Raw genomic sequence first — 14,216 nt, forward strand, 5'->3', positions numbered from 1 at the left:
GCCGTCAGGCTACCCGGCAGGTGCGGCACCGGCCGAAGACGGTCAGGTGCCGGATGTCGGTCTCGAACCCCATCTCGTGGTCGAGCCCCTTGACCAGGCCGTCGGTCAGCTCCAGGCGGACCTCGCTGACCTCGCCGCAGACCCTGCACACCAGGTGGAAGTGGTCGGCCTCGGTGGCCAGGTGGTAGGTCGGGGCGCCGTGGTTGAGATGGGTGTGGGTGACCATGCCGAGCTCTTCGAGCAGTTCGAGGGTGCGGTAGACGGTGGAGATGTTGACCCCGCGAGCCGTCTGCCGGACCTTCGCGCAGATCTCCTCGGGCGTGCCGTGCTCGAGCGCCTTGACCGCCTCGAGGACCAGCTGACGTTGCGGAGTCACGCGGTAGCCCTTGGCCCGGAGCTCCTCGTGCCATGCGGTCTCGGTCATGTCCCGAGTCTACGGCCGCCGGATAATCGCTTGCCCGTTACCGAAGCCGCCGCATAACTTGAAGGCACGCGGAAAGGAGGTGGTCCAAACAATGGTGATTCATAGTTGGGCTAGCGAGGTGGCTGTCCGCTAGCGACGCGGAACCATCCGGACCAGGTCTGGAGGTCTCGCGACGCGAAGGCGAATCCGAGGCAGCCACCGGGGCTCCGAGCAGCCGGACGGCAGGGTGCGGCCCTGCCTGTGGTCCATCCGGCCCGCCTGACCGCAGGCGGAGAAGGCTCGGGGCCCTTTCCCATGTCCGGGCCCGCGAGCCGTCGTCCTCCGCGAACGCGTCAGTGCTCGCCGCGCGGCTGGACGCCCATCCTGGCGCACGCCTCGTTGTAGAGCCTGACCACCGCGAGCCGTACCTGGGGGCGCTCGGTCAGCGTCTCACCCCACGGCACCCGCACCCGCTCGCCGCCGTCGATCGTGAACTCGATCGCCTCGGCGTCCACGTCACTGGTCGTCGCCGTCGTCGCCGCCGGACGCCCGCCGAGCGCCCGCACGATCAGCAGGCCGTCGGCGGCGTGGTCGTCGTTCATGTGCCGCTTGATCGCCTCGACGACGTCAGGGGTGAAAGGGCCGCTCATGCCACCTTCTTCAGCTCGGCCGACATGTGAGAGGTCAGCGCGACCCCCTCGGCGGCCATGTCGTAGGCCCACATGAGGTTGCCGTTGACCAGGCCGTAGAGGCGGTGCCCCGCGGTGTACTCCTTCGCGGTCGCGGTGCGGGCGACCACGTCGGTGCGCAGCTCGATCTTGTGGAACACGACCTCGCCGACGTAGATCTCGACGATGCCCGTCGGGTGGGAGAGCAGCACCTCCAGCTGGCGGTCGGGCTGCTGGCGCCAGTAGCCGGTCTCGGTGGCCAGCGGGCGCACCTTCCCGCCCGACTCGTCCAGCAGCCACGTACGGCTGACGTAGGTCAGGAACGGCTTGCCGTTGTGGCCGAACTCGATCTCCTGGCCGAAGTTGAAGCTCTCGATCGTCGGGTAGCCGCCGACTCCCGCGCCCTCCCACCTGCCGAGCAGCCAGGCGATGGGCTCGAGGTCGGGATGCACTTCAGGTTCTTCCATGTCTCGCAAGCCTAGGCCGTCCACGGGGTGTCCCGCCTGCGCCGGCGTACCGGGTGCGGACGTCCGGGGCGCTTCGGTCTAGGCTGACCCTCATGGCACGATCACTGGTCATCAAGGTCACCGCGGGAGCCGACGCCCCCGAGCGATGCAACCAGGCCTTCACGGTCGCGGCCGCCGCGCTGGCGAGCGGTGTCCCCGTCTCGCTGTGGCTGACGGGCGAGGCGTCCTGGTTCGCCCTTCCCGGCAGGGCCAAGGAGTTCAGCCTGCCGCACGCCGCCCCGCTGGAGGACCTGCTCGACGCCGTGCTCGCGGCGGGCCGCGTCACGGTCTGCACCCAGTGCGCGGCCAGGCGCGACATCACCGTCGACGATCTCATCGACGGCGTGCGGATCGCGGGAGCGCCCACGTTCGTCGAGGAGGCCGTGGCCGAGGGCGCGCAGGCCCTCGTCTACTGACCGCCGGCGCCCCCGCGCGCCGTCAGCGCGACATGACCGCGTCGAGCCGCTCCTTGCGCAGCCGGTCGTACCAGGTGTCGTCGATCGGCGCCAGCGAGCCGCCCGTCGCCCAGCCGAGCAGCAGGTCGGCCAGCGCCGGGTTGCGGGCCAGCGCCGGCCCGTGCAGGTAGGTGCCGACGACGTGCCCGGCGAAGCAGCCCTCGAACCCGTCGCCGTTGCCGGTGCCGGCCAGCGTCCGCGACAGCGGCTTGACGCCGGGGCCGAGGCGGGTGACGCCCATGTGGTTCTCGAACCCGGTCAGCGTCGGCAGGTTGAGCGAGGTGTCGACCTCGGCCACCAGCTCGCCCACCGCCCGTGCGGGGCCGCGGGTGCTGGCGATGTCGAGCAGCCCGATGCCGTCGACCGGCTGCCCCTCCTCGCCGCCGAACGTGCTGCCCATGATCTGGTAGCCGGCGCAGACCGCCAGCATGGCCGCGCCGCGGGCGATCGCCCGGTGCAGGCCGCCGTCCTTGCGCAGCCGCTGGGCCGCGAGGATCTGCGGCCGGTCCTCGCCGCCGCCGATGAGGTAGATGTCGCCGCTCTCGGGGACCGGGTCGGACGAGCGGACGTGGATCGTCTCGACCGTCATGCCCCTCTTGCGGGCCCGCTGCTCGAGGACGAGCACGTTGCCCTGGTCACCGTACGTGCTGAGCAGGTCGGGGTAGATCCAGACCACGCGCAGGGCGCTGTCAGACGGCACGGCCGAACTCCGATCGGATCTGCTGGAAGGCGGTGTAGTTGGCGATCACGTCGAGCCGCCCCGGCGGCATCGCGTCGAACGCCTGGGCGAAGCTGTCGTACAGCTGGAACGGCACCTCGGCGACGTCGAGCCGGAGCGCCAGGTCGAGACGGCGCTCGCCGGTGACGTGGACGGGACGGCCGCGCAGGATGCGGTAGTCGACGTCCCACAGCCAGGAGGTGTCGCGTCCGTCGGGGCCCTGCGCGTTGACCGACAGGATGATCGGCAGCGAGGGGTCGGAGACGTCGAACGCCTCCAGCCAGCCCGCCGGGTTCTTCGACAGCAGCAGCCGCGCCGCCCTGCCGTCACGCTCGACCGTGGTGTAGCGGCCCGCGACCGAGGTGACCTCGCGCAGCCTGGGCAGCGCCGACTGCACGTGCAGCCCGAACGCCTCGGCCACCGCGAGCGCCATCGCGCCGTTGGAACGGTTGGCGAGACCGGGCAGCTGCAGGTCGAGCACCCAGCGGTGGCCGCGCGGGTCGATCACCGCGTCGTCGTCGAGCACCCAGTGGGGCTCGGGCCGGTGGAAGGTGCACTCCCGGCACGCCCAGTCGGCGCCCTTCCTGTCGAGCGGACCGCCGCACTCGGGGCAGCTCCAGGAGTCCTCCTTCCAGCGCTGGCCGCCGGCGACCCAGGTGACCTTGGCGGCCGTGGAGGCGCCCCAGGTGACCAGCGGGTCGTCGCAGTTGGCGATCACGTGGGTGGGCTTGCCCGACAGCGCCCTGCGCCACTTCTGGGCCAGCAGCCAGATCTCGGCCGCCCGGTCCATCTGGTCGCGGCTGAGGTTCATCAGGCACACGACGCCTGCCCCGGTGGTCTCGAGCACCTCGGGGAGGTACTTCTCGTCCACCTCGAGCACGCCGTACGGCGCCGACTTGTGGGCAGACAGCGCCGAGACGTGGCCGGCCGGCATGTTGGCGCCGAACGCGTTGGTGGCCACCTCGCCCAGCTCGGTCAGCGCCGAGGTGATGAGACGGGTGGTGGTCGTCTTGCCGTTGGTCGCGCTGACGAGCACGAGCTTGCGGTCCCTGGCCAGCTGTCTGAGCAGGTCGGGCTCGAGGACCAGGCCGACGCGCCCGCCGATCACGGACCCGTCACCACGCCCGGTGACCCTCGACAAGGTGGCGGCGGTGCGCCCCAGGGCACTCGCGAGCTGGGCCCGCAGCGGAAGCTGGGTCATGCTGACCGATCCTAGTCGAACCGCGTCCGCCGTCACCCTACGGACGGCGGACGCCTTCGTTCCCCGGACCGGGCGTCAGGCGGGCGGCTGCACGGGGAGACGTCAGGCGGGCGGCTGCACGGGGAAGGCGATCTCCGCGGGCCCGTCGCCGTCGAAGGGCAGCACGAAGCGGCGCGGCCAGGACAGCACGCCCTCCAGCCACCCCGCGCCCATCGTCTGCCCCACGTGCCTGAGCCGCGCCGCAGGCTCCACCCCGACCGCGACCGTGCCGATGTCCCGCTGCAGCCCCGCGTTCTCGTCGTCGCCCAGGATGACCCGCCAGGCCAGCGCCCTGTTGTGGTCCATCTCCATCGACAGCGGATGGTGCCGCAGCGCCTTGGCCCGATGCCCGAGCAGCTCGCCCGCCGAAGGGCCGCCGAGCAGCGCGTACTCCATCGGCGGCGCGGGGGTGCGCAGGTCGGGCGCGGGCCTGCCGTACGGGAAGAGCCGGTCGACCTCGTGCAGCCACCGCACCTGCGGGATGACCCACGAGGGTCCGGGCCGCTCCCCTCCCGGCTCGACCGCGCCGAGCAGCCGGCCGGCGCTCTCGGCCGCCTTCTCGGTCAGCAGCGCGGGGTCGAACCAGCTGCGCAGCGACCAGGCCCGCCGGGTGACGGACCGCTCGACCAGCGTCGCCAGCAGGCACTCCCTGCGCCTGGCGGGCAGCTCGTTCCACGCCGCCGCCAGGTGGCGCGGCACCCCCGGCAGCGGCCGGTTGGTGACGTAGGCGAGCACGACGGTGTCGCTCCACAGGCGCAGCCACGCCCATTCGGGCGCGTCCGCCAGCAGGTCGGCCTCCCGCAGCTCGACCAGCGTGCACGCCTGACCGGTACGGCACTGCGCCCCGCACGCCGCCGACCTGCGGCCCCTGATGGGCGGCGGCGGCCCCGCGACGGTGTGCTCCCTGTCCTCGCCCAGCGGCACCTGGATGCGCAGCGGCCGGTCCATGCCGTCGGCGAAGACGGCGGCGACGCCCGGCCGCAGGGAGACGACCTGGCGCGACTGCTCGTCGTCGAGGTTCATCGCCGCCCCGACCAGGGCCCGGTCGTCGGCGGCGGGCAGCCGGTGGACGACCTTCAGCGCGGTGTTCTTGACCACGTCGGGGATGAGCTTGGTGGGGATCTGCTCGGCCACGACCAGCCCGGAACCGTAGGCCCTGATCTCGGCGAGCATGCCCGCCAGCAGCTCCACCGCGTGGGTGGCGGCCCGCCCCGTGCCCCGGTCGCGCAGCAACCGGTGCGCCTCCTCGATCACGATGACGTGCCGGAGACCGCCGGCCTTCTCGTGCCGGGCGCGCATGCGCAGGTGCTCGACGATCCTGATGATCAGCGTGCCCATGAGGAACGCCTTGTCCTCGTCGTTGGCCACGTCCTCGATGGCGAGCACGACGTTGCGCCGCAGGAGCCCGCCGATGTCGGCGGGATGCCCGCCCTCGAAGAAGCGCCCGGCCGAACCCACCCGCAGCGAGCGCAGCCGCAGCGAGATGAAGCCCTCGACGTCGGCCTGGACCTCCCGCCCGTAGCCGATCTCCTGGATGACGTCCATGGCGTGCTGCTGGAGCTGTTCGAGCGTCGGGACCGAGGGCGGCACCTTCGAGCCCGGCACCGCGCCGCCGGTGACGACGTCCCAGCCGTTGGCCTCGTAGACGCGCTGCAGGGCCATGGACATGATCTGCGGGAACGGCTCCTCGGCGTCGAAGGCGGCCATGAACAGGGCCCTGACCATGTCGATGTGCGCCTGCACCGGGTAACCCGGCTCGGGTTCGAGCGGGTTGACGCTGAACGGCACGGCGTCGGGAGCCGACGGGTTGATCACCGTGACGGGCTCGGCCACGCGTCCGGCCATGGCGGCGTACTCGGACTTGGCCGGTTCGATGGCCAGCCAGGGGATCTTCACCGCGCTCAGCCGTTCGAGCAGGTGCCGCACGGTCTGCGACTTGCCCGAGCCCGTCGCGCCGGTGACGAACGCGTGCCGGTTGAGCGTGGCGAGCGGCACCCCGAACGAGCCCACCGCCCGGTCCTGCCCGTCGAGGACGGCGCCCAGGTCGAGCTCCCCGGTGGCCTCGGAGGTCACGTCGAAGTACCCGGCGTCCAGCACGCGCACGCCGGGCACCTCGCGCCTGGGCAGCCCGGCGAGCGCCGCCAGCGTCCCCGCCGTCGCCGCGAACGGCACGGCCGCGCCGTCGCCGGCGTCCTGCGTGGTCGCCGCGAGCGCCTCCCGCAGCGCGCAGGCGGCGGGCAGGGCGCTGCGCAGCCGGTAGGGGTGGTGGCCCAGCTCCACCGAGCCGACCAGCACGGGGGCGATCTGCCGCAGGTCGTCGGGGGTGGCCGCGCCGGCCAACACCCTGACGTTCCACAACCCCGCCTCGCGGAAGGCGTCGAGCTCCTGCATGCGGCGCTCGGCCCGCTCCACGTCGAACCTGGAGCGCTCGGAGGCCTCGCCGTACTGCCTGAGCACGTTGAGCTGGGTACGCAGGTGCGCGACCTCGGTGTCGAGCAGGCCGGTCGGCTCGGCGACCACCAGCCAGGCGAACGGCCTGGCCATCAGCGTGACCAGCGTCGACTCGAACAGCGTCGGCTCGGCGGGGCCTGCCTCCCGCCGGTTGTGCAGCGGCGGCGCCTGGCGTCCAGGGCACGGCACCCACACCAGGTCGCCGAGATCGGCCAGGTAGTCCTCGGCCAGGCGCTCACCGCGCGCCCCTCCGGGGAACAGCAGCGGCTCGACGGAGGCGCGCGGCGACAGCGGGCCCGCGTTGGTGACCAGTTCGAGGGGGGCACCGCCGCCGCGCGACACCCAGCCGATCACGAAGGGCCGGTCCTGCTGCGCGGCCGAGAGCACGGCGGGCAGCACGGCGACGAAATCGGACTCCGCCGAGGAGACCCGGGCGGGTGCGGCGATGGACTGGATGCGATACCACGGACCACTCAGCACGTCGTTACCTCCTGGGCTGAGAAACGTGTGCGTGGAACCGTTGCGGGTTCCTTGGGACGACAGAGAAGGAGGAGGGTCTACGGCACACGTTTCCCTTGAGAAAGTCCGCCGATGATCAAGAGGTCACCCGGCACTTGACCATCCCCTTACCCCTTCTTCCGCCAGTCGAGGCGTGGCGGCGGCGGGCCCAGGTTGGGCGGCGGCTCGTCGGGCGTGGCGGCCTCGCCCATGTCGAGCACCGCGTCACGGGCCTCCTCGAGCTCGGCGAGCGTCGTCCTGGGGAAGGTGAGGATGGCCGGGTTCGCGTCAGCCAGCCGTACGCGGCGGCCGTCGGCGGTGGCGTCGGTGACGATCACGGACGTGGTGGGCAGCTGCTGCAGCTGGTGCGGTTCGACGAGGAACTCGCGCGAGCGCTGCAGGACGCGCTCGGTCTCGCCGATCTTGTCGGCGGTCCTGCCCCACTCGGTGGACTCGGTGATGTCCTCCTTCAGATCCGTACGGCTCTCGCCCCGCTCCTCGACCCCCTCCTCCACCTGGTCGATCGTGGAGGTGTAGCGGGCGCCGTCGAGACCGGCCACCGACGCGCTGATCGTCTCGGTGAGCTGGGCCAGCTCCAGGCGGTGCTCGGTGCCGACGTGCTCGCTGGCCACCCGGGCGTCCTCGGCGTTGCCCAGGCGCATGAACGCCACGGCCGCGTGCCCTCGGCCCAGCCGTTCCCGCACGGTCGGCGTCAGCGACCGGTAGGTCAGCACCAGCCCGGTCCGCGACGTCTCGCAGGCGTCCATGAGGCGGTCGAGCACGTCGCCGCGCAGCTTGTCGGCGCCCGCGACGATGATCGTGTGGTACCAGGGGCGGTCGGAGGCGGGCGACTGGCGCAGGATGTGGGTGAGCGCGGTGGCCACGTAGGTGCCTAACACGCGGTTGCCGAACACCCCCGCCTGCCGGTCCATGCTCACCACCCGCAGGCGGGCCGGCGGGAGCCGTACCGCCTCGGTGCCGAGGGTCTCGAGCTTGCGCAGCTGCGACTCCAGCGCCCACGCCCGCTCGATGACCACCCTGTCGCTGACCCCGCGCCCGAACATCGTGCCGATGCGCTCCAGCTGCTCGGCGGTGATCAGCCCGTACTTGAGGTCGTCGCGCGGGTCGCCCACCTGGGCCAGCGCCCGCAGTGCGGCCGTCACCTGGGCGATCGTGGCGTGCTCGCCGAGCACGTCGAGCACCCGCTCGAGGATCGCGTTGTCGAAGCTGAGGTCGCGCGTCGTGCGGTGCTCCTCGCTGACGCTCACCACGTGGGCCAGCACGTCGGCGAACGCCTCGGGTTTGAGCGTCGCCCCCAGGTCGAGCTTGGGCAGGTCGACGGGCAGCACCCACACCAGCGGGTCGTCGCCGCCCCTGCGGGCCAGCTCGATCAGGTCCTTGGCGATCGCCCCCTCGGACAGGTCGAGAACGGTCAGGTGCCCGCCGCTGTAGAGGCGCGTCGCGCCCAGCAGCGTCACCAGCGCCGACCAGCCGGGCAGCGTGCCGCCCGCCACGTCGACGCGGTCGATCTCGTCGGGTACGGCGACGCCGTACCAGGTCAGCTGCCTGTCGTGGCGGTCCTTCAGCTCCTGCCAGTCGCGGTAGCGCTCGGCGTGCTCCTCCTGGGCCCTGAACAGCTCCTTGTCACGTTCCTGCCGGAGCCGGTCGTCCCTGGCCTGCCGCTCGCGCACCCGGTAGCGGACCGCCCTGTCGCCCTGGAGGACGGCGTAGCTGCAGATGCCCGCGACGCCGCCGGTCGCCACCAACCCGATGATCGCGAACGACCAGCCCAGCGCCCCCGCTAAGGCCGCGACCAGGATGACGACGGCCAGGACGGCCATGAACGTCCGGAAGATCTTCACGGGCCGGTTGAGCAGGTCCTCCTGCATCCGTTCCCTGCGTACGAGCTCGGGGTCGGGCGTGGACTCCCGCGGCGGCTCCTCGGCGGGCGAGGGACGCTTGGGCGGCTCTCCCGGGTCTGGGTGCAGCAGCATGTACTGCCAGCCCAGGTAGATGCGATCCGCCTGCAACTGCGCCTGCTCGGGATGCACGTCCGCCACGTGACCCTCCGGCCGCCCTATCTCGTTAGTAGTGCCCCAGCCTACGAGTTCGGCCGCCGGTTCCGGCACGGTTCCCGGCAATTCAACCAGCAGATGGGAGTATTGCGGCGGATGGTGCAAGCGTGACCTATTACCATCGTTGCCCATGACGGAACCCTCCCCCGAGGACGACCGGCCACGACGCCCGATCCTGGTGCCCGCGGTGGGGTTGGTCCTGGCCACCGGACTGGGCATCACCGCCCTTCTCGGCGGGCTGAACGAGGCTCCCGACCCCAACCCGCCCGCCCTCAAGCCGGCCACCGACATCGACCAGGGCCAGTTCAAGACCAGGTTCGTGGAGAGCAGGGTCACCGTCGTCCAGCCCGACGTCTCCTTCGAGGACCCCAAGCGCTTCCTCGAAGTGGAGGCGACGGTGACCAACGAAGGCGACGAGACCGCCCTCGCGGGGTCGTCCTTCACGTCGACGCTGCTGAAGATCACACCGGAGATCAAGCCGAAGTACGGCGTCATCACGCTCGTGCCCACCCAGAGCGGGCCGAGCGAGCAGCTCCAGCCGGGAGTCCCGACGAAGGTGCTGGTCCGCTACGAGCTGGAGCCGGGCGCGAAGGTGCCCGACAAGATCACGCTCGACGTCGGCACACGGCACTACGCGACAGGCGAGTACACACCTGCCTACGGCTGGATGCCGGAGACAGAGGAGAAGGACGACAAGCAGGTGCCCGTCGTCCTGGGCCGGATCACGCTCCCCGTGCGGCCGGAGGGCTCATGACCGCCGTCGACCAGCACAGCTCCGTGCCGGCGCGCCAGTCCCGCCGCGCCGCCCGCCGGGGCGGCGGCTCCAAGGTGCTCAACGCCGTCGTCGGGCTCGCGCTGGCGGGCGGTGCGATCGGCCTCCAGACCCTCATGCCGACCTACGAGGACCTCGGCGCCCCCCTCACCTACACCGGCGCCGTCAAGGACGACGTCGACGCCGGCCGCTTCTCGGCCAGGGTCGAGGCCGTCTCCTCCGCCCGCGCGATCGAGGTGGGCGAGAAGAAGATCGAGGCAGGCAAGGACCAGGTCTTCCTCGTCGTGCAGGCGGCCGCCACGGCGCCGAAGGAGCCGCTGCACCTCAACCCCGCCGAGCTGCTCACGGCCGAGGACAAGCGCTTCACGGCCACCGACCGGATCGAGAAGACCAAGTCGCTGGCCTACCCGTGGATCCAGCCCGGCTGGTGGACGCCGGGCGTCTTCGTCTTCGAGGTGCCCGCTGCGGCCCTGCCCGGCGCCAGGGTGGTGTTCTCCATTCCGGACGGCGGCCTCTACGGCGAGCCGCACCTGCCGGAGGCCGAGGTGGACCTCGGTCTGGACGACGCGGCGGCCCAGCGGCTCTTCACCGCGCCCAAGGACGTCTACCCGCTGGGGGACAAGCGATGACCGACTGGTTCTCCCCCGCCTCGGGGCGGCAGCAACCCCAGCAGCCCCAACCCGGTCAACAACCCCAGCCGCAGCAGCCCCAGCCCCCGCAGCCCCAGCCGCTGTCACGGCCGCGGCGTCGGCAGGCGCGGCCGCAGCAGTATCCCCAGCCGCAGCAGCACCGGCCCGTCCACCCCGATCATCAGGTGTGGCCGCCGGTTCCGCCGACCCGCGAGCCGGCGGGAAGCTCGACGCAGCCGCTGCCCGCCGTGCCGAGCGCCGGCCCGGTGCCGCATCGGCAGCCCCAGCCGCCCGCCCAGCCCGGTGCTTTCCCGGCGGGCCCTCCGTCGGACCCACCGGCGGACCCGGCGGCCACCGGCACGGGAGAGGCACAGCCGCCCAGGCGCCCCCGCCTGCTGTTGCAGGGTGTGGGCGCGGTCGTCGCGCTCGCCGTGGCCATCGGCGCCCCGACCGTCGACCGCTACCTGTTCTTCAAGAACGGCCAGCCCGACGACCAGGTGCACCCGGTCGCGGCCGGGCAGGAGATCACCTTCGAGCACGTCAGGTGGAAGGTGGACTACGACACGATGGCGGCACCCGCCGGCAGCAGGCACAACACGCCGGACAAGCAGTGGCTCAGGATCGCCGTCACCCGGACGGCCGTCGACAAGGACGGCGCGCAGCTGACGGGGAAGCCGGACGTGCTGCTCAAGGACCGCGCGGGCCGCGCGTGGCGGCTGGAAGACCTGCCGCCCGACAGGACACCGGCGGACCACGTCGTGGGTGAGAGCTACGTGACCACCAAGGTCGCCGTCGTGCCGTCCGCCGTGGCCAAGGAGGTGGAGCTGGAGCTGCGCCCCAGCTCCTACCGGTCGGACACGCCGGTCGAGGACCTCATGAAGCCGACCGAGGACGACAACCGCGACGTCCTGCGGTTCAGACGTTGACGGCCTGACCGCTGAGCCTGGCCCTGGTGGCCGCGATGTCGAACGTCGCGGCCAGCAGGCACATCGTCAGCGTGGTCACCAGCAGATCCTTCACGAACTCGATCGGTTCGCTGATGACGAGCCACCAGTACGGCGTCTCCGAACCGATGAGCGTGCGCACGCCCCTGTCCGCGTAGTCGGCGCCCAGGCGCAGCGCCACGTACAGCACGCACATGAGGCCGAACAGCGCGGCGCCGCCCTTGATGACCAGCCGGAAGGTGTTGACCAGCGGGACCCAGCGCTCCATGAAGCTTCCGGTCACGCGGTTGAACGACTGCTGGGTCATGTCGTGGGACTGCTCCAGCCGGTCGACGCCCGTTTCGAGACGGCGGATGCCGCGCACCGCCGAGCGGGTGTCCTCGCTGAAGGCGCCGAAGACGAGGATCGCGACGGTGAGCCAGGTGAGCGGCACGATCAGGGCGTCGACCAGGTAGGGCGTGATCTCGCCGACCGTGCCCCAGAAGGCCTCCCAGCCGGGCACGTTCTCCTTGGCCTGCTTCCAGAGCTCGCCGGACTCCGCGACGACCTGCCGGTGTCCCACCCAGTCGGAGCGCAACGCCGCGAGGGTCAGCGTCGCGTTCAGGCCGAAGAAGAACAGCGCGAACTCCGACATGGCCGACGCCACGCCCGCGGACCTGCCCTCGCCCCGCTCCACCATGCGGTTGAAGAACCAGCGCAGGCCCATCGCCACGACCATGGCGCCCAGCGAGACACGCCAGTCGAGATCGATGAGACCGGTCCCGGCGGTGGTCTCGGCCTTCTTGCCCTCGGCCGTCGCGGTCAAGATCGGGTCATAGAAGTTGTCGTCGAGGTTGTGCAGCCAGTCGAGGCCGCTGAAGTCGAGCGCGTCACGCCTGACGAAGTTCCACGTCAGGTAGATGGCGGCGAAGGCCGGCGCGATGCGGTCGAGTGCGGCGAAGAACCGCTCGGGCTCGTCGCCGCGCGCCGCCGTCTCCCACAGCGCCCCGCGCAGGCTGTACAGCATGCCCGCGGTCGTCACCATGGCCAGCATGACGACGAGCGTCATCACCGCGATGGTCGCGACCAGGCGGGCTTGGCGGTAGTCGCCGTGGGAGATCTCGGTGCCGAGGTAGAGCAGGCCGAACCGGGCGGCCTCCCCCACCGAGAACCACATGATCAAGGGCAGCGCGCACCTGCCCGCGAGGCGAAGCGCGTGCAGGGGAAGCGAGAACGGCGACGGCATCCGCTGGGCCGGCGTGGGCGCAGGTCGGGGTGGTGCCGCCACACCAGACGATCCTGACATCTGGTGAATCGTAGCGTCACAGGGTTAACACCGGGAATGCGATGCATGTAGTTGAGTGTTCAATCACACCATGGACGAGATCGAGCGCTACCGCTTCGCCGAGCGCCTGCTGGGGATGCGAGACCCCCTGGGCGCCCTCATGATGCTGGAGCCGCTGCTCGACGAGCACGGCGACGACCACGGCCTGCAGTTGCTGACCGCCCGCGCCTACTACCACTCCGCCCAGCTGCGCAGGGCAGAGCAGGCCCTCGACGGGCTGCTGGAGCGCGACCCCAGCGACCACTACGCCCGTTTCCTCCTCGGCAGGACGCTGGAGCGCGCCAGCCGGCTCGAGGAGGCGCTGCCGCACCTGCGCATGGCCGCGGCCATGCACGCCGACCCCGACTACCTGGAGTCGGTCGGCAGGGTGGAGCGCAAGCTGGCGGCCTGAGGCCGCCGGAACAGCAGCAGGTGCATGAGCCCGCCCGCCACCAGGCCCCAGAAGGCCGAGCCGACACCCAGCCAGCTCACGCCCGAGGCGGTGACCGCGAAGGTGACGACCGCGCCCTCCCTGCCGTGGGCCTCGGTGAAGGCGGAGGAGAGCGCGGAGCCGAGCGCACCGAACAGAGCGAGCCCGGCCACCGCGGTCACCAGGACGGGCGGTGACAGCAGGACCAGGGCGGCGGCCGCGCTGGACAGCAGGCCGAGGCCGATCATGGAGGCGCCGGCGGTGACCGAGGCGATCCACCGGCGGGCGGGGTCGGGCGCCGCCTCGGGCGAGGCGGCCAGCGCGGCGGTGATGGCGGCCAGGTTGACGGCGTGCCCGCCGAAGGGCGCGCCGAGCGCCGAGGCCGCCCCCGTCGCCAGCAGCACGCCGCGCAGCGGCGGGCGGTAGCCGTACCCGGAAAGGACGGCCATGCCGGGGATGTTCTGGGCGGCCATCGTGACCAGGAACAGCGGCACGCCGATGCCCGCCACCGCCGAGACGCTGAAGACGGGCGCGGTGAACTCGACCACGGGCACCAGGCTGAGCTGTCCGGGAGGGTTGGTGACCGCGATGACCGCCACCGCGGCGGCCAGCGCCCCCGGCACCGCCCAGGTGCGGGCGAAGCGGTAGAGCAGCGCCCAGACCAGGATCACCGGCCCGGCGAGGTACGGCACGTCGAGCATGGCCTGCACCGGCGCGAGGCACAGCTTGAGCAGCACCCCCGCGAGCATGGCGGCGGCGATCGAACCGGGGATCGCCGCGATGGCGCGACCCAGCCACGGCACCAGCCCCGCCGCCATGACGAGCAACCCGCAGACGACGAACGCGCCCACCGCCTCGGCGAACGACCCGCCCGCGGTCAGCAGGAGCGCGGCGCCGGGAGTGGACCACGCGATGGTGATGGGCATCCGGTGCCGCAGGCCCAGCGCGATCGACACGACGCCGACGGCGACGCACAGGGCCATCAGCCCTGAGGCGGCCTGCCGTTCGTCGGCTCCGACGGCGCGTAATCCGGCGAGGACGACGGTGAAGGAGCTGGCGAAGCCGACCAGCGCGGTCACCACTCCGGCGACGAGGGGTTGCGTCCGTTCCATATACGGAACACT

At 71.9% G+C, this 14,216-nt stretch carries 14 protein-coding genes; 5 read left to right on the forward strand and 9 right to left on the reverse strand.

The window, feature by feature from the left end; genetic code table 11:
• Positions 1-4: 4 nt before the first annotated feature.
• From ACWEVS_RS33890 to ACWEVS_RS33900, 3 genes are all read right to left on the reverse strand, one after another.
• Positions 5-424 (reverse strand): Fur family transcriptional regulator, encoded by a 420-nt coding sequence (locus ACWEVS_RS33890; protein WP_449914448.1) that lies wholly within the window; start codon positions 422-424, stop codon positions 5-7.
• A gap of 332 nt (positions 425-756) precedes the next feature.
• Complete coding sequence (locus ACWEVS_RS33895; RefSeq protein WP_449914449.1) at positions 757-1,053, reverse strand: DUF2470 domain-containing protein; 297 nt, start codon at positions 1,051-1,053, stop codon at positions 757-759.
• Positions 1,050-1,538, reverse strand: a complete 489-nt coding sequence (locus ACWEVS_RS33900; protein WP_354914087.1) for an FABP family protein — start codon at positions 1,536-1,538, stop codon at positions 1,050-1,052. The genes ACWEVS_RS33895 and ACWEVS_RS33900 overlap by 4 nt, the downstream gene beginning before the upstream one ends.
• Before the next feature lie 92 nt (positions 1,539-1,630).
• Between ACWEVS_RS33900 and ACWEVS_RS33905 the strand changes: the two genes are divergently transcribed.
• The gene (locus ACWEVS_RS33905) at positions 1,631-1,993 is read left to right on the forward strand and encodes a DsrE family protein (RefSeq protein ID WP_449914454.1); all 363 of its coding nucleotides are present in this window, start codon (positions 1,631-1,633) and stop codon (positions 1,991-1,993) included.
• A gap of 22 nt (positions 1,994-2,015) precedes the next feature.
• Here the strand turns inward: ACWEVS_RS33905 and ACWEVS_RS33910 are convergent, their stop codons facing one another.
• The 4 genes from ACWEVS_RS33910 to ACWEVS_RS33925 all read right to left on the reverse strand — a co-directional run bounded on the left by ACWEVS_RS33910 (position 2,016) and on the right by ACWEVS_RS33925 (position 8,999).
• Complete coding sequence (locus ACWEVS_RS33910; RefSeq protein WP_449914456.1) at positions 2,016-2,732, reverse strand: type 1 glutamine amidotransferase; 717 nt, start codon at positions 2,730-2,732, stop codon at positions 2,016-2,018.
• Positions 2,722-3,951, reverse strand: a complete 1,230-nt coding sequence (locus ACWEVS_RS33915) for a MurT ligase domain-containing protein (protein WP_449914459.1) — start codon at positions 3,949-3,951, stop codon at positions 2,722-2,724. Before ACWEVS_RS33915 ends, ACWEVS_RS33910 begins: the two co-directional genes overlap by 11 nt.
• Before the next feature lie 102 nt (positions 3,952-4,053).
• On the reverse strand, positions 4,054-6,921 hold the full coding sequence (locus tag ACWEVS_RS33920) for an ATP-binding protein (RefSeq protein ID WP_452554772.1): 2,868 nt from the start codon (positions 6,919-6,921) through the stop codon (positions 4,054-4,056).
• A gap of 146 nt (positions 6,922-7,067) precedes the next feature.
• Entirely contained in the window at positions 7,068-8,999 is a 1,932-nt protein-coding gene (locus ACWEVS_RS33925) for a hypothetical protein (protein ID WP_449914465.1), read from the reverse strand.
• Between the two features lie 145 nt (positions 9,000-9,144).
• On the opposite strand from ACWEVS_RS33925, the gene ACWEVS_RS33930 reads away from it, so the two are divergent.
• The 3 genes from ACWEVS_RS33930 to ACWEVS_RS33940 are packed head-to-tail and all read left to right on the forward strand — an operon-like array spanning position 9,145 to position 11,341.
• Positions 9,145-9,768, forward strand: a complete 624-nt coding sequence (locus tag ACWEVS_RS33930; RefSeq protein ID WP_452554774.1) for a hypothetical protein — start codon at positions 9,145-9,147, stop codon at positions 9,766-9,768.
• Complete coding sequence (locus tag ACWEVS_RS33935) at positions 9,765-10,415, forward strand: hypothetical protein (RefSeq protein WP_449914471.1); 651 nt, start codon at positions 9,765-9,767, stop codon at positions 10,413-10,415. Before ACWEVS_RS33930 ends, ACWEVS_RS33935 begins: the two co-directional genes overlap by 4 nt.
• Positions 10,412-11,341: a hypothetical protein gene (locus tag ACWEVS_RS33940; protein WP_452554776.1), complete on the forward strand. Its 930-nt coding sequence runs from the start codon at positions 10,412-10,414 to the stop codon at positions 11,339-11,341. Before ACWEVS_RS33935 ends, ACWEVS_RS33940 begins: the two co-directional genes overlap by 4 nt.
• Here ACWEVS_RS33940 and ACWEVS_RS33945 read toward each other — a convergent pair.
• Positions 11,331-12,644, reverse strand: coding sequence for a hypothetical protein (locus ACWEVS_RS33945; protein ID WP_449914476.1), 1,314 nt, complete (start codon positions 12,642-12,644; stop codon positions 11,331-11,333). The two genes, ACWEVS_RS33940 and ACWEVS_RS33945, sit on opposite strands and share 11 nt — an antisense overlap.
• 70 nt (positions 12,645-12,714) lie before the next feature.
• Between ACWEVS_RS33945 and ACWEVS_RS33950 the strand changes: the two genes are divergently transcribed.
• Positions 12,715-13,074 carry a tetratricopeptide repeat protein gene (locus ACWEVS_RS33950; protein WP_452554778.1) on the forward strand — a complete coding sequence of 120 codons (360 nt, stop codon included), beginning with the start codon at positions 12,715-12,717 and terminating at the stop codon, positions 13,072-13,074.
• Here ACWEVS_RS33950 and ACWEVS_RS33955 read toward each other — a convergent pair.
• Positions 13,029-14,204: a benzoate/H(+) symporter BenE family transporter gene (locus tag ACWEVS_RS33955; RefSeq protein ID WP_452554780.1), complete on the reverse strand. Its 1,176-nt coding sequence runs from the start codon at positions 14,202-14,204 to the stop codon at positions 13,029-13,031. The two genes, ACWEVS_RS33950 and ACWEVS_RS33955, sit on opposite strands and share 46 nt — an antisense overlap.
• Positions 14,205-14,216: the final 12 nt, after the last annotated feature.

The sequence above is a fragment of the Nonomuraea sp. NPDC003754 genome (genome assembly GCF_053605785.1).